A 21,132-nucleotide genomic window follows, 5' to 3' on the forward strand; every position below is an offset into this window, starting at 1 on the left:
GCTGCCGGCCTTCGCATTTCCGTCTGGAAGTGGATTAACCGCGGTTCTTGGTGAACAGGCCGACCACGAACAGCACGATGATCGCGCCGATCACCGAGGCGATCCAGCCCGCCGGTTCGCCCTGCTGATACCAGCCCATCGCCTGGCCCAGATAGCCCGCCACGATCGAGCCCACGATACCCAGGATCGTGGTCAGGATGATGCCCATGCTTTGCCGGCCGGGCATGATGGCGCGGGCGATCAACCCCACGATGAAACCGACGATGATCATGATGATGAAGCCCATGCGGCTACTCCTTTCCTAGAGGGGGAATGATTGAAATGATGATACCTATGGCCCTCGGCCGGAAGCTGTAACAACGCGTGCCGGTCGGGTACAAAGCCCGGACCATCGCGGCGTTGCGCGCTTTCGGCTCATCTGCGGCTCGGACGTACGACGGAACCGGACGCCGACCGAAGACCGCGCCTGCAGCAGCAAGATGCGATCCCGTCGGTCCAGGATGCTGTGTGTCCGTCAGTCGGCCGAGGCGATCAGTTGCTTCAGGTCGTGCACCATGGCGGTCACGGTGTCCGTGTCGGAGGCCAGCAGGCGAGCCCGGCCGCGCCCGTCGAAGATGTACACGCCACGGCTGTGCGTCACGTCGTACACGTCGGCGCTGTCGCCGGGGCGCGGTTTCTCGATCTGGTAGGCCACCCGGTAGCGCCGCGCGAGGTCGGCGATCTGCTTCTCGGTGCCGGTCAGGCCGATGGCCTGCTTGTTGAACGCATCCACGTAAGCCTGCAGCATGTCCGGCGTGTCGCGATGCGGATCCACGCTGACGAACACGATGCGCATCCGCTCGGCCTGATCGCCCAGCTGCTGGAGCACGGTGCTCAACTGGGCCATGGTGGTGGGGCAGATGTCGGGACAGCTGGCATAGCCGAAGAACAGCAGCACCGTCTTGCCGCGCAGCGAGTCGCTGGACACGCTCCTGCCGCCCGCGCCGGACAGCGTGAACTTCAGATCGGGCAGGTGCCCGCGCACGTTGTACAGCGACCAGTCGGCGGAACGCTCGCTGCACGCGGCCAGCAGCACGCACAGGCCCAGCAGCAGGGCGCGGGCGAAGCGGGTACGGGCGGATTGCTGCATGGGTCTCCCAAACGCAAGGACTGCGTCGTTGTTGTTTTGAGAGCCGCGCTCGCGGCCACGTAAAAGCGTCTGCGAAATTCGGACATCCGGCAGGCAGCCCAGGATTTATATAATGATATCGGCCTGACTGCCTAGGCTACGGGTCTCCAGATGATTGGAATGCAAATGGTCGATTTCAGCGCGTTCAAGCGCCTCGTGGTTTCCCACGCTCAAAAGCAAGAGGTCGAATCGGCAGCGCCGGTCGACTGGAATGCGCGCAGGCAATGGTGGATCCACAAGGTCGACGGCCTGTTGCAAGAGATCAGGGCGTGGCTCGGTTCGCTGGTCGACGATGGAACCATCGGCTTCGCGGTGCGTACCGTCACTGTCGACGAGCAGTACCTGGGCACCTACCAGATACAGGCCGCAACCCTGGATTACGCAGGGCAGAGCATGGAGATCCTGCCCGTCGGCTCTCTCGTGCTGGGCGGAGTCGGGCGTGTCGATGTCACGGGGCCGGCCGGCAAGGTGATGTTGATCCTGCTGACGCCGGACGACGACGCCCCGTCGGGACCGCCGCAGCTGGATTCCGCCGAATGGTTCACCACCTTGCCGCATGACCGGCTGTCCCAGACACGGCTGACCGAAGCCTTGTTCCAGCAGATGTTTCTGGAGCTTTTCGGCGTGGGAGACGAGCAGTGACGCCCCACGTACCGCGTTTGACGGTCAAAGGCATCGTTGGCCAGTATCAATGCGTCGAAGCCGGCTTGCGAAGGGAACGTGCGGCTGTCCTTGCCAGCCTGCCTCAAGGCAAGCGGCCGCCATACCTCATGCATGCCATTGCGCTCGGCGCTACGCCCGCGGAGATCGAGGACTATTTCGAGCACTGCCGGTCCGAGGCGGAGCTTGCTTCCTGCCTGTTTCTGATCGCGGCCGCGGAGGCTCGGCTGCGGGATGATGCCCAGTGGCGTAGCAGCAGGCGGGCCAGCGATCTCGAGGGCCGGTTGGGACTGCTGTACGAGAAAGCCGATGTCACCTGGCAGGTCGCGCTGGACCAGTCGGGCATCATCGAGGCGTGGAAAAACTTCCTGCATGCGACCAAGGATCTTGCGGAACTTGATCGATCCCGATGGGCGGGCCGCATCGGCAAGTTCAGGTCGATCCTGCAGTTGCGGCATTGGGTGGCGCATGGGCGCAATTGGCCCTTGAAAGCGAACCTCTGCGCGTGGTCCATCACCGAGGTCGCGAAGATCGTGGAAGACCTGTTCCAGGCCCTGAACGACATCGCCGGCCACGCCAAACTGCCCAGCGTGGCCTAGGCGCCGAGGGGCGTCGGTGCCGATTCCGGCCGTCCGGCCTTCCTGCGGCGAACAGCCGCTCGGGCGGCCGTCCAGCCGGCAGCACAGCGATCAGTGCGCCCCGATCGCTTCGCCCGCCATCCCGCTATGCCGCAACAGCGCATCGATGCTCGGTTCGCGGCCGCGGAAGGCGCGGAACGAATCCGCCGCCGGACGCGCGCCGCCCACCGCCAGGATCTCGCGCTTGAAGCGCGCACCCGTGGCCGGGTCCAGCGTGCCGCCGGCGGCGGCATCGCCCGCGGCCTCTTCGAACGCCGCGTAGGCGTCGGCCGACAGCACTTCCGCCCATTTGTAACTGTAGTAGCCGGCGCCGTAGCCGCCCGCGAACAGGTGCGAGAACGCATGCGGCAGGCGATGCCATTCGGGCGGGAACAGCACGGCCACCTCCTGGCGCACCTGTTGCAACAGGCCCAGCACGTCGGCGATGGGCGTGGCGTCCGTGCGGGCATGCAGCAGCATGTCGAACAGGGCGAACTCGATCTGGCGCACGGTCTGCATGCCGCTCTGATAGTTGCGGGCCGCCAGCAGGCGGTCGTACAGGTCGCGCGGCAGCGGCTGGTCGCTGTCCACGTGGGCGGACAACTGCTGCACCACCGACCATTCCCAGCAGAAGTTCTCCATGAACTGCGAGGGCAGTTCGATGGCGTCCCATTCGACGCTGGAGAACGCGGCGGCGCCGGGCTCGTCCACTTCGGACAGCAGCGCGTGCAGCGCGTGGCCGGTTTCGTGGAACAGCGTGATGACGTCGTCGTGCGTCAGCAGCGCGGCCTTGCCGCCATTGGGGCGGGCGAAGTTGCAGGTCAGGTAGGCCACGGGCGTCTGCAGGCGGCCCGACGTGACGCGGCGGGTGCGCTCGCTGTCGACCCAGGCGCCGCTCTGCTTGCCCGCGCGGGCATACAGGTCCAGGTACAGGTGACCGATCAGGTCGCCCGCCGGCGTCTCCACCCGCACGCCACGCACGTCGGCATGCCAGGACGACACCGGCACTTCGCGCAGCCGCACGTCGAACAGGGTCTCGATCACCTGGTACAGGCCCGACAGCACGCGCGGCTCGGTGAAGTACTGCTTGATCTCGTCCTCGGAGTAGGCATAGCGCGATTCGCGCAGGCGCTCCGAGGCGTAGGGCACGTCCCAGGGTTGCAGGTCGGTCATGCCCAGTTCGGTGGCCGCGTAGGCGCGCAGCTCGGCCAGGTCGCGCTGCGCGTAGGGCTTGGCGCGCGCGGCCAGGTCGCGCAGGAAGGCGGTGACTTCGCCGGCGTCGCGCGCCATGCGGGTCTGCAGCCGCAGCTCGGCGAAATGGCCGTACCCCAGCAGCGAGGCCTCTTCGGCGCGCAGGGCCAGCAGTTCCTCGATCAGCGGCGAATTGTCCAGCTCGGCCTTGCCGTGCTCGGACGCCACCGTGCCGTAGGCGCGGTACAGCGTGGCGCGCAGCTCGCGGTCGCGCGCATACTGCATCACGGGCAGGTAGCACGGCATCTTCAGCGTCAGCATCCAGCCGGGCTTGCCGTCGGCCTCGGCCGCCTGGCGGGCGGCGTCCAGCACGTCGGCGGGCAGGCCGGCCAGGCGGGATTCGTCCTCGACGATGAGCGACCAGGCATCGATGGCGTCCAGCACGTTCTCCGAGAACTTCTGCGACACCTGCGCCTCGCGTTCCGAATTCTGGGCATAGCGTTCGCGCGCCTCGCCCTGCAATTCGACGCCGCTCAGGCGGAAGTCACGCAGGGCCAGTTCGATCACACGGCGGCGCACCGGCGACCAGGATGCGAAATCGGCGGCGGCGTGCAGGCGTTGGTACTGGCGGTACAGCCCTTCGTGCAAGCCCACCCAGGTCGAGAACTCGGTGACCTTGGGCAGGGCGGCGTTGTAGACCTCGCGCAGCTCGGGCGTGTTGACCACGGCGTTCAGGTGGCCGGCGACCGACCAGGCGCGCCACAGGCGCTCGGTGGCGGTGTCCAGCGGTTCGACCACGGCTTCCCAGGTGGCGGGCAGGTCGGGCGAGGCCGCCTGCTCCACCGCCTGGCGCGCGATCTCCAGCAGTTCGTCGACCGCGGGCACGATGTGCGCGGGCTTGACGCTGGCATAGTCCACCAGGTCGGATACGGGAGCGAGCAGGGGGTTGGAAGTCATCGCGGCCTCGGCGGCAGGAAATAGGGTGTGGATCCCAGATGGGGACGGGCGCGCATAACGCAAGACTGGCGGCGCGCCGTCGGGCGAACGATACCGTCTTGCAAAGGCCGTGGGAACGAGGGCGGCGGCGCACCTGCGCGCGCCGCCCCGCAGCGGCCGGCGGAGGTTACGCGGCCACGCCGGCGGCGCGTTCGGCCGCCTCGATGGTGTTGACCAGCAGCATGGCGATAGTCATGGGACCCACGCCGCCCGGCACCGGGGTGATGGCGCCGGCCACCTGGCTGGCCGAGGCGTAGTCCACGTCGCCGCGCAGCTTGCCGTCGTCGCCGCGGTTGATGCCCACGTCGATGACCACCGCGCCCGGCTTGACCATGCTGCCGTCGACCATGCCGGCGCGGCCGGTGGCGACCACCAGCACGTCGGCGCGGCGGGTCTGCGCACCCAGGTCGCGGGTCTTGGAATTGCACAGCGTGACGGTGGCGCCGGCCTGCAGCAGCAGCATGGCCATGGGCTTGCCCACGATGTTGCTGGCGCCGACCACCACGGCCTCGGCCCCGCGCAACGGCACGCCCTCGGACTCGAGCATCTTCATCACGCCGTAGGGCGTGCACGGGCGGAACAGCGGCTGGCCCGTCATGAGCAGGCCGGCGTTGCTGATGTGGAAGCCGTCCACGTCCTTCTCGGCGGCGATGGCCTCGATGACCTTGTGCGAATCGATGTGCCTGGGCAGCGGCAACTGCACCAGAATGCCGTGGATGGCGGGGTCCTGATTGAGGCGATCGATGTGGGACAGCAGTTCGGCCTCGGTCATGTCGGCCGGATACTGTTCCTTGATGGAGTGCAGGCCCGCCTTCTCGCAGGCGGCTACCTTGTTGCGGACATACACCTGCGAGGCAGGGTCCTCGCCTACCAGCACGACGGCAAGGCCGGGCCGGACACCGCGTTCGGCCAGTTTACGGGCACGTTCCGCGACTTCTTCGCGGATGCGTGCGGAAAGCGCGTTGCCATCAATAATGCGTGCGGTCATGCATGAGCCTCGGGTTTTGCCAGGGCCACCTTCATCAGGTCGGCCACGGTGGTGACTTCCAGTTTTTCCATGATGTTGGCGCGGTGCGCCTCGACGGTCTTGATGCTGATGCCGAGGTCGTCGGCGATCTGCTTGTTCAGGCGGCCGGCGACGATGCGCTCGAGCACCTGCTGTTCGCGCGCGGTCAGGCGGGCGAGCATGGCTTCGTGGTCCTTCTGCGCCTGGAACTTGCTGACGCGCTGCACCGCCTGCTCCAGCATGCGGGCGACGATCTCGCGCAAGTCGGCCTCGTTGAAGGGCTTTTCCAGGAAGTCGATGGCGCCTTTCTTCATCGTGGACACGGCCATGGGCACGTCGCCGTGGCCAGTGATGAAGACGATGGGCAGCGGCGCGTTGCGCGCGATCAACTGTTCCTGCAGCTCCAGGCCGCTCATGCCGGGCATGCGCACGTCGGCGATCAGCACGCCGACTTGCGAGGCGTCGTATTCGTCCAGGAAGGTCTCGCCGCTGGAATAGGCGCGCACGCGGTAGCCGTTGGCCTCCAGGAGCCAGCGCAGCGAATCGCGCACGGCTTCGTCGTCGTCAACGATGAAGACCGTGCTGGACAGGTGGGGCGTATTCATGCGTGCAACTCCTCGGACTGTTCATTGGGCGTTTGCGTTTGGGGCGCGGCGCAGGGCAGGGTGAACCGGAAGATGGTGCCCCCGGCCGGATTCGGGTCGGCCCACAGGCGACCATGATGCGACTCGATAATGGTACGGCAAATGTTCAGCCCCATGCCCAGGCCCTGGGTCTTGGTGCTGAAGAAGGGTTCGAACAGGCGCTCGGGCTCGGCCAGGCCGTGGCCGCGGTCGACCACGGCGACCTCGATGTGCTGCTCGTGCAGGATCACGGCGACCTTCAGCTCGTCGGACTCGCTGTGCTCCATGGCTTCCAGGCCGTTCTTCAGCAGGTTCAGCAGCACCTGCTCGATGAGGATGGGGTCGGCCAGCACCTCGGGCGCGTTGGAGGGCACGAAGCTCTCGATGCGGATGCGGCGCTTGCGCGCGTCGATCTCGGCGAAGCCGATGGCATTGTCGACGATGCCGCGGATGGCCACGCGCTGGCGGCGCGGTTCGCTGCGCTTCACGAATTCACGGATGCGGCTGATGATCTTGCCGGCGCGCTCGGCCTGCGAGGCGGCCTTCTCCAGGGCGGGCAGCAGCATGTTGGGGCTGGTGTGGCCGGCCTTGACCAGGGCCACCGCGCCCATGCTGTAGTTGGCGATGGCCGTCAGCGGCTGGTTCAGCTCGTGCGCCAGCGACGACGCCATCTCGCCCATGGTGGTCAGGCGGCTGGTCAGCTGGATCTTCTCCTGCTGCACGCGCGAGGCCTCTTCATGGGTGCGGCGCTCGGTGATGTCGCGCGCCACCTGCATGCGCACGCGCCGTCCGTCGGTCCAGGCCAGCATGCGGTGATGCACCTCGAACCAGCGCTGCACCGAGGGCGAGAACACCTCGACCGACTCGTCGGTGAAGCGGCCGCGGCGGCCGGCCAGCAGCTCGTCGTGGCCGCCCGTCTGCGCGCCGAACACGCGGCGGTAGGTGCGGTTGGCGAAAAGCAGTTCCAGTCCGTCGTGCGTGTCGGCCGTGACAGAGATGGCGTCGTCCAGGCCTTCCAGCACGGTCATGAAGCGCTCGTGCGCGGCGGTGAGAGCCTCGCGGATGCGCTTGGATTCGGTGATGTCGGTCATGGAGGTCATCCAGCCGATCTGGTTGCCGTTGGGGTCCAGCAGCGGCGAGACGTACATGCGGGACGTGAAGCGCGAGCCGTCGCGGCGCTGCGCCTCGACCTCCAGACCGCTGCTGGGCGTCTTGCCGGACAGCAGCACGTCGAGGGTATGCTGGTGCTGCTCGTGGCGGCCCGGCACCCAGTACGGAAAGGGCGGGCTGCGGCCGATCAGGTCGGCCTCGTTCCAGCCGATCATGCGGCAGAAGGCGGGATTGACGTAGGCGATGCGGCCTTCCATGTCGATCACGCGCATGCCGGTGGACATGGAGTTCTCCATGGCGCGCCGGAACCCGGTCTCGGCGATCAGCGCGGCCTCGGCCTCGGAGCGGAACCCGGTATAGCGCCACAGCATCAACAGGCTGATGATGATGACGCCCGACAGCGCCAGCACCACCCAGATCAGCCGCTGCTGGCGCAGTTCCTGGTCGATGGTGACGAACATCACGCTGTCGTCGTGGATGCGCTGCAGCCAGAAGAAAACGCCCATTACGCACAGGTACGAAATGAGCACGAGCACGGGCGTGAGCCAATACAGGCCGCGCCGGCGCAGGCGGGCATGGTCGTGGAACGACACCGGGATGTTGGATTTTGCGCTGGACATGAATTCCTGACGTGAGTGCGGCATTTTAGTGCGGGTTCGCGCAAGCGTCCCCGCGCACGTCACGGGATTGCCGTACGTATTCGCCGAAATTCCATATTATGAAATGCCGTACCGCAACATGAAATTTTCCTTGCGACAGGGTAGTCTTCTTCCTAGAATGCCGGTTTTCGGCAAGTCCGAGGCAGGACGCTGCTCGTGTATCGCACGATGCGCGCTCTCCTGTCCGCAGTGAACGCCGCGCGCATTGGTTTACCGGCCAGGCGCGCTTCGAACCCCTACCAGGAGACAGCAGATGTCCTCTCACGCCCAGGCCGGCGCCCTAGCGGCCGCCAATGACGACGATACCCTCGAGACCCAGGAATGGCTGGAAGCGCTTTCGGCCGTGCTGGACCGCGAAGGCCCTGAGCGTGCGCATTATCTGCTGGAACGCCTGGTCGACCTGGCCCGCCGTTCGGGCGCGCACATCCCGTTCTCGCCCAACACGGCCTACCTGAACACCATCCCCACGGCCCTGCAGCCGGCGCATCCGGGCAACCTCGAACTGGAAACCCGCATCCGTTCGTACGTGCGCTGGAACGCCATGGCCATGGTGGTCAAGGCCAACAAGCACAATCCGGCCGACGGCGGCGACCTGGGCGGCCACATCGCGTCGTTCGCCTCGCTGGCCACCATGATCGGCTGCGGCCAGAACCACTTCTGGCACGCCGAGAGCGAAGGCCACGGCGGCGACCTGGTCTACTTCCAGGGCCACACCTCGCCCGGCATGTATGGCCGCGCCTATCTCGAAGGCCGCCTGACCGAAGAGCAGCTGAACCACTTCCGCCAGGAAGTCGACGGCAAGGGCCTGCCGTCCTATCCGCATCCGAAGCTGATGCCGGAATTCTGGCAATTTCCCACGGTGTCGATGGGCCTGGGCCCCCTGATGGCCATCTACCAGGCGCGCTTCCTGAAGTACCTGCACGCCCGCGGCATCGCCGACACCAGCAAGCGCAAGGTGTGGGTCTTCTGCGGCGACGGTGAAATGGACGAACCCGAGTCGCTGGGCGCCATCGCCCTGGCGGCCCGCGAGAAGCTCGACAACCTGATCTTCGTCATCAACTGCAACCTGCAGCGCCTGGACGGCCCGGTGCGCGGCAACGGCAAGATCATCCAGGAGCTGGAAGGCGACTTCCGCGGTTCGGGCTGGAACGTGATCAAGCTGATCTGGGGCGGCTATTGGGATCCGCTGCTGGCGCACGACAAGGAAGGCATCCTGCGCAAGATCATGGAAGAGACCGTCGACGGCGAGTACCAGGCGTACAAGGCCAACGACGGCAAGTTCGTGCGCGAACACTTCTTCGGCAAGCACCCCAAGCTGCTGGAGGCCGTCTCGCGCATGAGCGACGAGGACATCTGGCGCCTGAACCGCGGCGGCCACGACCCCCACAAGGTGTACGCGGCCTTCGACGCGGCCTCCAACACCACCGGCCAGCCCACCGTCATCCTGGCCAAGACCATCAAGGGCTACGGCATGGGCCAGGTCGGCCAGGCCAAGAACCCCACCCACCAGCAGAAGAAGCTGGAGCTCGAGTCGATCCGCGAATTCCGCGACCGCTTCGCCATCCCGATCCCCGACGACCAGCTCGAGAAGCTGCCGTACTTCAAGCCGGCCGAGGATTCGCCCGAGATGAAGTACCTGCACGAGCGCCGCAAGGCCCTGGGCGGCTACCTGCCCAAGCGCCGCGTCAAGGCCGACGAGCAGCTCAAGGCGCCGGCGCTGGAGGCTTTCAAGGCCACGCTGGAGCCCACCTCGGAAGGCCGCGAGATCTCGACCACGCAAGCCTTCGTGCGCGTGCTGAACACCATCCTGCGCGACAAGCAGGTCGGTCCGCGCGTCGTGCCCATCCTGGCCGACGAGTCGCGCACCTTCGGCATGGAAGGCCTGTTCCGCCAGATCGGCATCTACGCCCCGGAAGGCCAGAAGTACACCCCGGTCGATAAAGACCAGGTCATGTACTACAAGGAGTCCGCCGACGGCCAGTTGCTGCAGGAAGGCATCAACGAAGCGGGCGCGATGAGCTCGTGGATCGCGGCGGCCACGTCGTACTCCACGAACAACCGCATCATGATCCCGTTCTTCATCTACTACTCGATGTTCGGGTTCCAGCGCATCGGCGACCTGGCCTGGGCCGCCGGCGACATGCAGGCGCGCGGCTTCCTGCTGGGCGGCACTGCGGGGCGCACCACGCTCAACGGCGAGGGCCTGCAGCACGAGGACGGCCACAGCCACCTGCTGTCGTCGACCATCCCGAACTGCGTCTCCTACGACCCCACCTTCGCGCACGAGCTGGCCGTCATCATCCAGCATGGCCTGAAGCGCATGGTCGAGGACCAGGAGAACGTGTACTACTACCTGACCGTGATGAACGAGAACTACCCGCAGCCGGGCCTGACCGCCGGCGACGAGGAAGGCATCATCCGCGGCATGTACAAGCTGAAGTCGCACGGCAATGGCAAGAACCGCGTGCAGCTGATGGGCTCGGGCACGATCCTGCGCGAAGTCATGGCCGCCCAGGAACTGCTGGAAGCCGACTGGGGCGTGGCCTCGGACGTCTGGAGCGTCACCAGCTTCACCGAGCTGCGCCGCAACGGCCTGGACGCCGACCGCCACAACCTGCTGAACCCGGAAGACAAGGCGCCGCAGGTGCCGTACGTCACGCAGCAGCTGCAGGGCACGGAAGGCCCGATCATCGCCTCGACCGACTACATGAAGCTGTTCGCGGACCAGATCCGTCCGTTCGTGCCGGCCGGCCGCGCCTACCGCGTGCTGGGCACCGACGGCTTCGGCCGTTCCGACTTCCGCAGCAAGCTGCGCGAGCACTTCGAGGTCGATCGCCACTTCGTGGTCCTGGCCGCGCTGCGCGCCCTGGCCGACGAAGGCAAGGTGCCCACGTCCAAGGTCGCGGAAGCCATCAAGAAGTACGGCATCAATCCCGCCAAAGCCAATCCGCAATACGCCTGAGGGTAGACAGATGAGCAATCTCGTGGAAATCAAGATTCCCGACATCGGCGACTTCAAGGAAGTGGAAGTCATCGAGGTGCTGGTGGCCGAAGGCGACACGATCAAGGCCGAGCAGAGCCTGATCACCGTGGAATCCGACAAGGCCTCGATGGAAATCCCGGCCTCGCAGGGCGGGGTGGTGAAGTCGGTCAAGGTCAAGGTCGGCGAGAAGGTCGCCGAGGGCACCGTGATCGTCGAGATCGAAGCGGGCGAGGGCGCCGGTTCGGGCGATGCCAAGCCGGCCGAGGGCAAGTCCGAAGCCAAGGCCGACGCGCCCAAGGCCGAGGCCAAGGAAGCCGCGCCCGCCAAGGCCGCCGAGCCCGCCCAGGAAGAATCGTCGGGCGGCGCGTCCGGTCCCGTCGACATCGAAGTGCCGGACATCGGCGACTTCAAGGAAGTGGAAGTCATCGAGGTGCTGGTCGCCGAGGGCGACACGGTCAAGGCCGAGCAGAGCCTGATCACCGTCGAATCCGACAAGGCTTCGATGGAGATCCCGGCCTCGCAGGGCGGCGTGGTCAAGTCGGTCAAGGTCAAGGTCGGCGACAAGGTCGCCAAGGGCACCGTGATCGTCGTGGTTGAAGGCCAGGGCGGCGGCGCCGCCAAGCCGGCCGCGGCCAAGGAAGAGAAGGCGGCCGGCTACGGCGCGGCCGGCAACGGCGCGGCCGGCAACGGTGCCGCTGCCGCCGAGGCGCCCAAGGCGCAGGCTGCCGCGCCCGCGCCGGCCAAGTCCGCCGACGCGGCGCAGGCCCCGGCCCCCGCCAACGCCGTCGAGGACGCCGGCCTGCCGCCGGGCAAGCTGCCGCACGCCTCGCCGTCGGTGCGCAAGTTCGCCCGCGAGCTGGGCGTGAACCTCAGCCGCGTGCAGGGCACCGGCCCCAAGAACCGCATCACGGCCGATGACGTGCGCGGCTTCGTGAAGCAGGCGCTGGTGTCCGGCTCGGGCGCCGGCCAGGCCGCCGCCGCGGGCGGTTCGGCCGACGGCGCCGCGCTGGGCCTGCTGCCGTGGCCCAAGATCGACTTCACCAAGTTCGGTCCGATCGAAGCCAAGCCGCTGTCGCGCATCAAGAAGATTTCGGGTGCGAACCTGCACCGCAACTGGGTCATGATCCCGCACGTCACCAACAACGACGAAGCAGACATCACCGACCTGGAAGCCCTGCGCGTGCAGCTGAACAAGGAGAACGAGAAGTCGGGCGTGAAGGTCACCATGCTGGCCTTCGTCATCAAGGCCGTCGTGGCGGCCCTGAAGAAATTCCCCGAGTTCAACGCCTCGCTGGATGGCGACACGCTCGTCTACAAGCAGTATTTCCACATCGGGTTCGCCGCCGACACGCCCAACGGGCTGGTGGTGCCCGTGGTGCGCGACGCCGACAAGAAGGGCATCTTCGACCTGGCGCGCGAGACCTCCGAACTGGCCAAGAAGGCGCGCGACGGCAAGATCTCGCCCGCCGACATGCAGGGCGGCTGCTTCTCGATCTCGTCCCTGGGCGGCATCGGCGGCACGCACTTCACGCCCATCATCAACGCGCCCGAAGTCGCCATCCTCGGCCTGTCGCGCTCGGCGCAGAAGCCGGTGTGGGACGGCAAGCAGTTCGTGCCTCGCCTGACCCTGCCGCTGTCGCTGTCCTATGACCACCGCGTCATCGACGGCGCCTCGGCCGCGCGCTTCAACGCGTACCTGGGCCAGTTGCTGGCCGACTTCCGCCGCATCGCGCTGTAAACCGGAGAGACCATGAGCAAACTCACGGAAATCAAGGTTCCGGACATCGGCGACTTCAAGGAAGTGGAAGTCATCGAAGTGCTGGTGGCCGAAGGCGACACGATCAAGGCCGAGCAGAGCCTGATCACCGTCGAATCCGACAAGGCCTCGATGGAGATCCCGGCCTCGCAGGGCGGGGTGGTCAAGTCCGTCAAGGTCAAGGTGGGCGACAAGGTCGGCGAAGGCAGCGTGGTGGTCGAGGTCGAAGCGTCCGAAGCCTCCGGCGGCGCCGATGCCAAGCCGGCCGCCAAGGCCGAGGCCAAGCAGGAAGCGGCGACGGCCGCCGCCGCCAAGGCGGATGCCAAGCCTGCCGACGCCGCGCCGGCCGCTGCCGCGAAATCGTCCGCCCCGGCCCCCGCGGCCGCGCGCTACGACGGTTCGGCCGATGTCGAATGCGACGTGTTGGTGCTGGGCGCCGGCCCCGGCGGCTATTCGGCCGCCTTCCGCGCGGCTGACCTGGGCCTGTCCACGGTGCTGGTCGAACGCTATGCCACCTTGGGCGGCGTGTGCCTGAACGTGGGCTGCATTCCTTCCAAGGCGCTGCTGCACAACGCCGCCGTCGTCGACGAGGCGCGCGCGCTGGCCGCCCACGGCATCAGCTTCGGCGAACCCCAGATCGACCTGGACAAGCTGCGCGGCTACAAGGACAGCGTGGTCGGCAAGCTGACCGGCGGCCTGGCCGGCATGGCTCGCGCGCGCAAGGTCACCGTGGTGACGGGCGTGGGCGAGTTCGCCGACCCCCATCACCTGACGGTGAAGGCGGCCGACGGCAAAACGCAGACCATCCGCTTCAAGAACGCCATCATCGCCGCTGGCAGCCAGTCGGTGAAGCTGCCGTTCCTGCCGCAGGATGACCGCATCGTCGACTCCACCGGCGCGCTGGAACTGCGCGGCATCCCCAAGAAGATGCTGATCATCGGCGGAGGCATCATCGGCCTGGAAATGGGCACGGTGTATTCCACGCTGGGCGCGCGCCTGGACGTGGTCGAGATGCTGGACGGCCTGATGCAGGGCGCCGACCGCGACCTGGTCAAGGTCTGGCAGAAGATGAACGCCAAGCGCTTCGACAACATCATGTTGAAGACCAAGACGGTGGGCGCGGAAGCCAAGGAAGACGGCATCTACGTCAGCTTCGAAGGCGAGGGCGCGCCGAAGGAACCGCAGCGGTACGACCTGGTGCTGCAGGCCGTGGGCCGCAGCCCCAACGGCAAGAAGATCGGCGCCGACCGCGCCGGCATCGCCGTCACCGACCGCGGCTTCATCGACGTCGACAAGCAGATGCGCACCAACGTGCCGCACATCTACGCCATCGGCGACATCGTCGGCCAGCCCATGCTGGCGCACAAGGCCGTGCACGAAGGCCACGTGGCCGCGGAAGTGATCGCCGGCCAGAAGTCGTTCTTCGACGCCCGAGTCATTCCGTCGGTGGCCTACACCGATCCCGAAGTGGCCTGGGTGGGTCTGACCGAGGACGAGGCCAAGAAGCAGGGCATCAAGGTCGAAAAGGGCCTGTTCCCCTGGGCCGCCTCCGGCCGCGCCATCGCCAACGGCCGCGACGAAGGCTTCACCAAGCTGCTGTTCGACGCCGAGACCCACCGCATCGTGGGCGGCGGCATCGTCGGCACGCACGCGGGCGACCTGATCAGCGAGATCGCCCTGGCCATCGAGATGGGGGCGGACATGGTGGATATCGCCAAGACCATCCATCCGCACCCTACGCTGGGTGAATCGGTAGGGATGGCGGCTGAGGTGGCGGAAGGGGTCTGCACCGACCTGCCGCCGATGCGCAAGAAGTAAGGCCCGCCGGGGGGCGCAACGCTGGCCCCCCGACCGGCCTCTAGTGCTGTTCTTCGGAAATGCGGCGCAGGTAGGCGCCGTAGTCGCTGGCCCCGTAGCGCCTGCCAAGCGCGATCAGCGATGCGCTGTCGATCCAGCCCTGCCGCCATGCAATCTCTTCGATGCAGGCGATCTTCAGGCCCTGGCGGTTCTCCAAGGTGGCCACGAAGTTGGACGCGTCCAGCAGGCCCTGCGGGGTACCGGTATCCAACCATGCAAACCCGCGACCCAACCGCTGCACGTACAGCTCGCCCTGCTCCATGTAGTGGCGGTTGATGTCGGTGATCTCGATCTCTCCACGGACGGACGGCTTGATCCGGCGTGCAATCTCGACCACCTGGTTGTCGTAGTAATACAGCCCGGTGACGGCGTGGTTAGACTTCGGCACGGCCGGTTTTTCTTCCAGGTCGATGGCGCGGCCATCGTTGTCGATCGACACGACGCCGAATGCGCGGGCGTCCAGCACCTGGTAGCTGAAGACGGTAGCGCCCCGGGGGCGGCCGTTGGCATCAGCCAGCATGGTGCTCAGGCCCATGCCGTAGAACACGTTGTCGCCCAGGATCATCGTCACCGGCGAGTCCGCGATGAACTCCGCCCCGATGATGAACGCATCGGCCAGTCCGCGCGGTTCGGCCTGCTCGGCATAGGACAGGCGGATGCCGAGATCGTCGCCGGGACCCAGCAACTGGCGAAAGCGCGGCAGGTCCTGCGGCGTGGAGATGACCAGGATGTCGCGGATGCCCGCCAGCATCAGCACCGACAGCGGATAGTAGATCATCGGCTTGTCGAAGACGGGCAGCAATTGCTTGCTGGCGCTGCGCGTCATGGGATAGAGGCGGCTGCCGTTGCCGCCGGCGAGGATGATGGCTTTGCGCATCGTGATCGGTATTGCAGAGGGTTTCGGCGGCGTGGCGTGCGGAAATCGTACGTTCGGACTTCGCCCATTTCGAGGGCAGTATCACGCCACCCGGCCGAATCGAAACCGTCCAGGTGCTTGCGATTTTCCGGTCAATTTGCCCTTTTGCCCAGGGCCGGAGACGATCCGCGGCCCGCCATCGATTTGCGCTAACGTAGCCGTTCGGCGTCCGTCGTCGCAGTGGAGCAAGCATGCAGAATGAACCCCAAGCCCTGGTCATGGCGCCGGGCACGCCCGATCATCGCGATCTGGAGCGCGCCGTGGCATTGCTGGTGTCGCCGACACTGACCGCAAGGATCACGTCCATGGTCGGCAAGCCGCTGGAACGGCTGTTGGAATACGTACCGGCCGGCCTGGAGAAGAACCTGCACAGGCTGGTGGAAGGCGCGCTCGGCAAGGCCGCGGACGCGGCCTTGTGGAGCCTCGACAACAAGCCCAAGGAGGCCTCGCCGTGGCTCAACAAGGCCTATGCGGCGGCGTCCGGCGGGGTGGGCGGATTCTTCGGCTTCACGGGGTTGGCGGTGGAATTGCCCGTGTCGACCACCATCCTGATGCGCGCGGTGGCAGACGTCGCCAGAAGCGAAGGCTTCGATCTCGGCGATCTCGACACCAAGCGCGCTTGCATAGAAGTCTTTGCGCTGGGCGGCGAAACCGAAGACGACGATCAGGCCGAAACCACGTACTACGCGATGCGGGTGTTCACGGCCGAAACCGTGGGCTTCATCGCGAAGGAGCTCGCGGCGGTGGCGTCGAAAGAGGCCACCAGCAAGATGACGTCGTCGCAGGCGGGCGCCTGGCTGGCCTTGCTGATCAAGAAGGTCGCTTCCCGCTTCGGCATCGCCATCACCGAGAAGGCCGCGGCGCAGGCCGTTCCCCTGATCGGCGCGGCCAGCGGCGCGATGATCAACGTCATGTTCGCGGGCTTCTACCAGGACATGGCGCGCGGCCATTTCATCGTGAAGCGGCTGGAGAAGAAGTACGGTTTCGATGCCGTGAAGCAGGAATTCGAGGCCATACGGAAGCGGCTGCCGGCGGCGTGATCCGGCAAGCATCCCTGCGTCCAGGACAAGACCGCCCCGAGGCTGGGGCGGTCGGCGGGCCCGCGGCGGCCGACGCGGTCAGGCCTGGGTGTCGATACTGCCGCCCAGCGCCGCGTCCACGGCCTTGGGGGCCACCACCGACTGCATCAGGGTGTTGATGGTATCGGCCTGCGAGTTCAGCACTTTCTTCAGCAGCACGGCCTGCACTTCGTCCTGGGCTTGCGAATTGCGCATGGCCAGGGTGGTGTAGACCAGATTGTTGACGTCGATGTCCATGTTGACTCTCCTGATCGGGGGTGGGACGGCGTTGGCCGCCATCGGTGCTCGTGCTCGTCAGTGCGCGTGGCCGTACCGGTACATGTCCATCATCTCCGGCGGGATGCCCCAGTCGGTGGCGCCCACCTGGTCGTGCAGCCGTTCCAGGTCTTCGCGGTACATCCTGCGCAGCTGATCCGGCATGCGATTGGCGGACGGGGTGAACCCGTGCTGGTATGCAGCGTTGGTCATGTGGCGGATGGCCTTCTCGATCGCCGCCTCGCGAGTCAGCGCGCGGATGGGCTTGCGTTCGGGGTTGAACCACTCCAGCCGCTCGTCCTGCTTCTCGCCATACACCAGGCCCGCGATCTGCTGCGACAGCAGCGGCGACAGGTGGAAGCCGTCGCGCTTGGTGCCGGTGGCGATGATCAGGTTGGCGATCGAGCTGCGTCCGACCAGCGGATAGGTGTCCTGGCTGGTGGGACGCCAGCCCACGTTGACGCGTATCAGGTCCGCGCGATAGAAATTGCGGTTGATCTGCTCCATCGCCGAACGCATGATGTGTTCCACGCTGGTCAGCCGTCCGTGCTCGTACGGCACGGGCGACATGAAGTTGCTGGCGCCGATCAGCAGGTGGTCGCGCTGGTCCGCCCCGTTGAAGTACGGAATCGTATAGATGCCGCAGGCCAGGCCCCGGTTGGGGGTGCGCACCACGTTGGTGTGCGGATAGTCCGGACTGCGGATCTCGATGGATACGCCCACGCCATAGAAGGTGGGCTGCATCGTGATGCCCAGCTCGCTTTTCTTCAGCAAGCTGCCGGCGTTGGCGCCGTTGGAGAGCACGAAATGATCCGCATCCACGCGCGCGCCGCTTTCCAGCAGCACAGTCTTCACGCCGCTCGCGCTGCCTTCGAGACGCTCGACCGCGTCATCCACAAATTGCACCTGCGGGAACTGCCCCAGCGCCGCTTCCAGTGTCTGGACCGTCACGCGAGGATTCAACCAGCCCTCGTTCGGAATGAATACCGCGCGCGTGGCGCGCTGGCGCTGCTCGGGATGGTAGTTGGGGATGTCGGAAGGCGCGACCAGCTGGTGCGGCTCGTCGTAGTCCTTCAGCGCCGCAATGATGGCATCGAAGTTCTCGTCGTCCAGGTCGTCCGCGGCCGTATTGTTGATCACGTAGGTACCGAGATCCAGGCCGCCGCTGCCGTGCGGCAGGCCGGGACTGGGCCGGCGCGCCTCGGGCAGGTGGTCCGCGCAGGCGTCCAGCAGCTCGCGTTCGAACGCGGGCCACATCCTGGCCGCCTGCTGGCTCAAGTCGAAGCGGAAACGGTCCAGCTCGCTTTCCAGCGCGCCTTTCTCGATCTCGGCAAACGAATTCAGCATGGCGCCGGCCGCCAGCGAGGCGGAACACAGGCGGCTGTTGCGGCCGATGATCGTGACGCGATCTTGCGAGCCGGCGCGCTGCGCCAGGCGGAATGCGGCGGTCAAACCTACGATGCCGTTTCCGATGACAACGGTGTGCATATGCAGTCCCTTGAGAACTTCAGACGAGAGCAGCGAGACTCATTCCTTGACCAGGTAGCACAGGCCAGGGTAGGTGGCCGTGCGGCGCACGCGGTGGGCATAGTTGCCCAGGATCTTCTCGGCGTACACCATGCCTTCGGCGGGGATCACATCGCGGGTCAGTTGCCAGAACGCGACGATGCCGCCGGAGGGCATGCGTGCCCAGACCTGCTCGAATGCCTCCAGGGTGGGCGTGTACGCGCTGACATCGAAGAAGGCCAGCGATACCAATTCACCCGGACTGTCGGAGAAGAACTGGGGGATCGTCTGGCGGCAGTCGCCGGCGATCACCTTGTGCTTGCCGTTGACGTGGCCCATCGCGTTGCTCTTCTCGTGCAGCACCAGCATCTCGCGCAGCCATTGCGCGTAGTCGTGGCCGCTGAGGGAGTAAGTGCCTTCGCCGTGCAGCTCGGTCGCCTTGTCCTTGTCCGAGAAGCCCTTGTAGCCTTCGAACGTGTCGAAGCACACGATGCGGCGGTTGAAGTGCAGCGGTTCGTAGATGGCGCGCAGGTTTTCGCACAGCACGGCCGTCTGGCCGCGCCAGGTGCCGATGTCGAAGATCGCGCCGGGAATGTCGAGGATCTGCTTGTAGATGTCGGTGATCGCCAGCAGACGCGCCAGCAACGACCCGCGCAGAAACAGGCCTAGCGAGCGCTCTTTCTCCTCTTCGGATGCGTCGTAGGTCTTCATGCGTTCGAAGATGTCCTTGCGTGCCTGGAAGCTGTCCTGGCTGGAGAAGGTGATTACCGCGGATTCGTGTTTTTCGCTCATCTGGACACCGTGTGCCGATCTTGGTTCGATTGAATGGGTGGATTTCAGGCGTACTTGCGGTCGTTGCGCAACGCGGCCTGTAGCGCCTGGAAGAGGGTCTCGACGACACGCTGCTGCTGTGCCGCCTGCAGGCCGTGCCACAAGGGCAGGCGAACCAGGCGGGCGGACAGGGTGTCGGTGTGGATCATGCTGCCGTGTGCGCGGCCGTAGCGCTGGCCGCCGGGCGAACTGTGCAGCGGCACGTAATGGAACACGGCCTGGACCCCGTTGTGCTTCAGATTGTCCAGCACGAACTGGCGGTCGACCTCCTCGGGCAGCAGCACGTAGTACATATGGGCGTTCTGGCCGCAGTCGGCAGGGACCGTCGGACGGCGCAGCAGGCCGCTTGCCTCCAGTGGCGCCAACAGTTCGTGGTAGCGGTGCCAGCACGCAAGACGTTCGTCGGTGATGGCCTGAGCCTGTTCGAGCTGCGCCCACAGGAATGCGGCGGTCAGTTCGCCTGGCAGGAACGACGAGCCGGCTTCCTGCCACGTGTACTTGTCGACCTCGCCGCGGAAAAAGCGGCTGCGGTCCGTGCCTTTCTCGCGCACGATCTCGGCGCGGAGGGCCAGTTGCGGATCGTTGACCAGCAGCGCTCCGCCTTCGCCGGAGATCACGTTCTTGGTCTCATGGAAGCTGAAGGCGCCGATGTCGCCGATGCTGCCCAGCGCGCGGCCTTTGTAGTGGGACATCACACCTTGCGCGGCATCTTCCACGACCTTCAGTCCGTGCCGGCGCGCGATGGCCATGATGGCATCCATGTCGCAACCGATGCCGGCGTAATGCACGACGGCGATCGCACGGGTGCGGGCGGTGATCGCGTCCTCGATCAGGCGTTCGTCCAGATTGAGCGTGTCCGGGCGGACGTCGACGAACACCGGCACCCCGCCGCGCAGCACGAACGCGTTGGCGGTCGAGACGAAGGTGTACGACGGCATGATGATCTCATCGCCGGGCTGGATGTCCAGCAGGATTGCGGCCATTTCCAGCGCGGCCGTGCACGAGTGCGTCAGTAGCGCGCGCTGTGTGCCCGTGTGGGCCTCGATCCAGCGGTGGCAGCGCTTGGTGAAGGGCCCATCGCCCGCCAGGCGCTGGCTGCGGTTGGCTTCCATGATGAAGTCCACCTCACGGCCGGTCATGTAAGGCACGTTGAAGGAGATGATGGGTTCCGTGTTCATGACGGGGTGGCCTCGGCGTGGGCAGCGTATTTCATGTACGAACCGGCTTCCTTGCCGCAATTGAAGAGCAGGTCCAGGATGGTGACGCCATGAGTGAACTCGCCCCATGGCTGGGGATACTCGGGATAGCCGCTGTAATCGAACCAGGTCAACGTGATCGCATGCTGGCGGAACAGCGATTCGTCGAGGTACTCACGGGCGGCGGGGCCCGAGACGTATTCGCGCGCGCCCGCCTGCTGGCAGAGGTTTATCAGGCGCTCGGTCTTGCCTTCCCCCAGCACATAATCCGTGGATGCGGTGATGCGGGTGGCGATGCCCAGGTAGTCGCAGACGGCCTGCAGCAGCTCGCGGTTGAGCGCGGACAGGTTCGTATGGGTCTTGGCCAGGTACAAGGGCTCCAGCCAGTCGGCGATCTCCTGGTAGTGGGGACAGCGGCGGTAGTTCTGCGCCAGCGTCTTCCAGTGCGTGGCTGCCCAGTGCGTGCCCTTGATCTCGGCGTCCAGGATGCGCTGGGGAAAGCGCCCGGTGATCTGCACCGGGATGGTCAGCCACTGCACGCCCTGGGGCGTCTTTATCTGGTTGCGATTGCGCCAGTCGCTGCGCGTGTACTGCATCTCGTCATAGATGATGAACTCATCCACGGCGGCGATGATGTCGAAATATCCTTTCCACGGGATGTAGTTCGACTGGAGAATGGCCACTTTTTTCATGTCGGATTACGGCCGTATGCGCGTGAGGGTC

18 protein-coding genes are annotated in these 21,132 nt (G+C 66.1%); 6 read left to right on the top strand and 12 right to left on the bottom strand.

What is annotated here, in order from left to right:
- Positions 1-34: 34 nt before the first annotated feature.
- Entirely contained in the window at positions 35-286 is a 252-nt protein-coding gene (locus FS845_RS11210) for a GlsB/YeaQ/YmgE family stress response membrane protein (RefSeq protein WP_144634439.1), read from the bottom strand.
- 228 nt (positions 287-514) lie between these two features.
- Positions 515-1,129 carry an SCO family protein gene (locus FS845_RS11215; RefSeq protein ID WP_144634442.1) on the bottom strand — a complete coding sequence of 205 codons (615 nt, stop codon included), beginning with the start codon at positions 1,127-1,129 and terminating at the stop codon, positions 515-517.
- 165 nt (positions 1,130-1,294) lie between these two features.
- On the opposite strand from FS845_RS11215, the gene FS845_RS11220 reads away from it, so the two are divergent.
- Both FS845_RS11220 and FS845_RS11225 read left to right on the top strand, forming a co-directional pair.
- Complete coding sequence (locus FS845_RS11220) at positions 1,295-1,810, top strand: hypothetical protein (RefSeq protein ID WP_144634445.1); 516 nt, start codon at positions 1,295-1,297, stop codon at positions 1,808-1,810.
- A complete protein-coding gene (locus FS845_RS11225) occupies positions 1,807-2,427 on the top strand; it encodes a hypothetical protein (RefSeq protein WP_144634448.1) in 621 nt (206 codons plus the stop codon). Before FS845_RS11220 ends, FS845_RS11225 begins: the two co-directional genes overlap by 4 nt.
- A 90-nt stretch (positions 2,428-2,517) precedes the next feature.
- Here FS845_RS11225 and FS845_RS11230 read toward each other — a convergent pair whose 3' ends face one another.
- From FS845_RS11230 to FS845_RS11245, 4 genes are all read right to left on the bottom strand, one after another.
- Complete coding sequence (locus FS845_RS11230; protein ID WP_144634451.1) at positions 2,518-4,593, bottom strand: M3 family metallopeptidase; 2,076 nt, start codon at positions 4,591-4,593, stop codon at positions 2,518-2,520.
- 166 nt (positions 4,594-4,759) lie between these two features.
- Positions 4,760-5,620, bottom strand: a complete 861-nt coding sequence (folD, locus tag FS845_RS11235; RefSeq protein ID WP_144634454.1) for a bifunctional methylenetetrahydrofolate dehydrogenase/methenyltetrahydrofolate cyclohydrolase FolD — start codon at positions 5,618-5,620, stop codon at positions 4,760-4,762.
- Positions 5,617-6,243, bottom strand: a complete 627-nt coding sequence (locus FS845_RS11240; protein WP_144634457.1) for a response regulator transcription factor — start codon at positions 6,241-6,243, stop codon at positions 5,617-5,619. The genes folD and FS845_RS11240 overlap by 4 nt, the downstream gene beginning before the upstream one ends.
- Positions 6,240-7,991, bottom strand: a complete 1,752-nt coding sequence (locus FS845_RS11245; protein WP_144634461.1) for a PAS domain S-box protein — start codon at positions 7,989-7,991, stop codon at positions 6,240-6,242. The genes FS845_RS11240 and FS845_RS11245 overlap by 4 nt, the downstream gene beginning before the upstream one ends.
- Positions 7,992-8,283: 292 nt before the next feature.
- On the opposite strand from FS845_RS11245, the gene aceE reads away from it, so the two are divergent.
- The 3 genes from aceE to lpdA are packed head-to-tail and all read left to right on the top strand — an operon-like array spanning position 8,284 to position 14,587.
- Positions 8,284-10,992 carry a pyruvate dehydrogenase (acetyl-transferring), homodimeric type gene (gene aceE, locus FS845_RS11250; protein WP_144634464.1) on the top strand — a complete coding sequence of 903 codons (2,709 nt, stop codon included), beginning with the start codon at positions 8,284-8,286 and terminating at the stop codon, positions 10,990-10,992.
- Between the two features lie 10 nt (positions 10,993-11,002).
- Positions 11,003-12,751 (top strand): dihydrolipoyllysine-residue acetyltransferase, encoded by a 1,749-nt coding sequence (gene aceF / locus FS845_RS11255; protein ID WP_144634467.1) that lies wholly within the window; start codon positions 11,003-11,005, stop codon positions 12,749-12,751.
- A gap of 12 nt (positions 12,752-12,763) precedes the next feature.
- Positions 12,764-14,587 (top strand): dihydrolipoyl dehydrogenase, encoded by a 1,824-nt coding sequence (gene lpdA / locus FS845_RS11260; protein ID WP_144634470.1) that lies wholly within the window; start codon positions 12,764-12,766, stop codon positions 14,585-14,587.
- A gap of 40 nt (positions 14,588-14,627) precedes the next feature.
- Here lpdA and rfbA read toward each other — a convergent pair whose 3' ends face one another.
- Positions 14,628-15,503, bottom strand: a complete 876-nt coding sequence (gene rfbA / locus FS845_RS11265) for a glucose-1-phosphate thymidylyltransferase RfbA (protein WP_144634473.1) — start codon at positions 15,501-15,503, stop codon at positions 14,628-14,630.
- Positions 15,504-15,733: 230 nt separating this feature from the next.
- On the opposite strand from rfbA, the gene FS845_RS11270 reads away from it, so the two are divergent.
- Positions 15,734-16,582: an EcsC family protein gene (locus FS845_RS11270; RefSeq protein WP_260986240.1), complete on the top strand. Its 849-nt coding sequence runs from the start codon at positions 15,734-15,736 to the stop codon at positions 16,580-16,582.
- Between the two features lie 78 nt (positions 16,583-16,660).
- On the opposite strand, the gene FS845_RS11275 is transcribed toward FS845_RS11270, so the two are convergent.
- Genes FS845_RS11275 through FS845_RS11295 form a run of 5 tightly spaced genes read right to left on the bottom strand, consistent with a single transcriptional unit; the run spans position 16,661 to position 21,101 of the window.
- Complete coding sequence (locus tag FS845_RS11275) at positions 16,661-16,858, bottom strand: YjfB family protein (RefSeq protein ID WP_144634476.1); 198 nt, start codon at positions 16,856-16,858, stop codon at positions 16,661-16,663.
- A 57-nt stretch (positions 16,859-16,915) separates the two neighbouring features.
- The gene (locus FS845_RS11280) at positions 16,916-18,364 is read right to left on the bottom strand and encodes an NAD(P)/FAD-dependent oxidoreductase (RefSeq protein WP_144634479.1); all 1,449 of its coding nucleotides are present in this window, start codon (positions 18,362-18,364) and stop codon (positions 16,916-16,918) included.
- A 39-nt stretch (positions 18,365-18,403) separates the two neighbouring features.
- Positions 18,404-19,174 (bottom strand): class I SAM-dependent methyltransferase, encoded by a 771-nt coding sequence (locus tag FS845_RS11285; protein WP_144634484.1) that lies wholly within the window; start codon positions 19,172-19,174, stop codon positions 18,404-18,406.
- 44 nt (positions 19,175-19,218) lie between these two features.
- On the bottom strand, positions 19,219-20,391 hold the full coding sequence (gene rffA, locus FS845_RS11290) for a dTDP-4-amino-4,6-dideoxygalactose transaminase (protein WP_144634487.1): 1,173 nt from the start codon (positions 20,389-20,391) through the stop codon (positions 19,219-19,221).
- Positions 20,388-21,101, bottom strand: coding sequence for a WbqC family protein (locus FS845_RS11295; protein WP_144634489.1), 714 nt, complete (start codon positions 21,099-21,101; stop codon positions 20,388-20,390). Before FS845_RS11295 ends, rffA begins: the two co-directional genes overlap by 4 nt.
- Between the last annotated feature and the right edge of the window lie 31 nt (positions 21,102-21,132).

It is taken from the genome of Bordetella genomosp. 13, from assembly GCF_007679965.1.
In the GTDB taxonomy this organism is placed as follows: Bacteria; Pseudomonadota; Gammaproteobacteria; order Burkholderiales; family Burkholderiaceae_B; genus Bordetella.

Excerpts from the sequence above, each read along its gene's own strand:
- FS845_RS11210 (WP_144634439.1), bottom strand. The coding sequence starts at position 286 with ATGGGCTTCATCATCATGATCATCGTCGGTTTCATCGTGGGGTTGATC.
- FS845_RS11215 (WP_144634442.1), bottom strand. The coding sequence starts at position 1,129 with ATGCAGCAATCCGCCCGTACCCGCTTCGCCCGCGCCCTGCTGCTGGGC.
- FS845_RS11220 (WP_144634445.1), top strand. The coding sequence starts at position 1,295 with ATGGTCGATTTCAGCGCGTTCAAGCGCCTCGTGGTTTCCCACGCTCAA.
- FS845_RS11230 (WP_144634451.1), bottom strand. The coding sequence starts at position 4,593 with ATGACTTCCAACCCCCTGCTCGCTCCCGTATCCGACCTGGTGGACTAT.
- folD (WP_144634454.1), bottom strand. The coding sequence starts at position 5,620 with ATGACCGCACGCATTATTGATGGCAACGCGCTTTCCGCACGCATCCGC.
- FS845_RS11240 (WP_144634457.1), bottom strand. The coding sequence starts at position 6,243 with ATGAATACGCCCCACCTGTCCAGCACGGTCTTCATCGTTGACGACGAC.
- FS845_RS11245 (WP_144634461.1), bottom strand. The coding sequence starts at position 7,991 with ATGTCCAGCGCAAAATCCAACATCCCGGTGTCGTTCCACGACCATGCC.
- aceE (WP_144634464.1), top strand. The coding sequence starts at position 8,284 with ATGTCCTCTCACGCCCAGGCCGGCGCCCTAGCGGCCGCCAATGACGAC.
- aceF (WP_144634467.1), top strand. The coding sequence starts at position 11,003 with ATGAGCAATCTCGTGGAAATCAAGATTCCCGACATCGGCGACTTCAAG.
- lpdA (WP_144634470.1), top strand. The coding sequence starts at position 12,764 with ATGAGCAAACTCACGGAAATCAAGGTTCCGGACATCGGCGACTTCAAG.
- rfbA (WP_144634473.1), bottom strand. The coding sequence starts at position 15,503 with ATGCGCAAAGCCATCATCCTCGCCGGCGGCAACGGCAGCCGCCTCTAT.
- FS845_RS11270 (WP_260986240.1), top strand. The coding sequence starts at position 15,734 with ATGCAGAATGAACCCCAAGCCCTGGTCATGGCGCCGGGCACGCCCGAT.
- FS845_RS11275 (WP_144634476.1), bottom strand. The coding sequence starts at position 16,858 with ATGGACATCGACGTCAACAATCTGGTCTACACCACCCTGGCCATGCGC.
- FS845_RS11280 (WP_144634479.1), bottom strand. The coding sequence starts at position 18,364 with ATGCACACCGTTGTCATCGGAAACGGCATCGTAGGTTTGACCGCCGCA.
- FS845_RS11285 (WP_144634484.1), bottom strand. The coding sequence starts at position 19,174 with ATGAGCGAAAAACACGAATCCGCGGTAATCACCTTCTCCAGCCAGGAC.
- rffA (WP_144634487.1), bottom strand. The coding sequence starts at position 20,391 with ATGAACACGGAACCCATCATCTCCTTCAACGTGCCTTACATGACCGGC.
- FS845_RS11295 (WP_144634489.1), bottom strand. The coding sequence starts at position 21,101 with ATGAAAAAAGTGGCCATTCTCCAGTCGAACTACATCCCGTGGAAAGGA.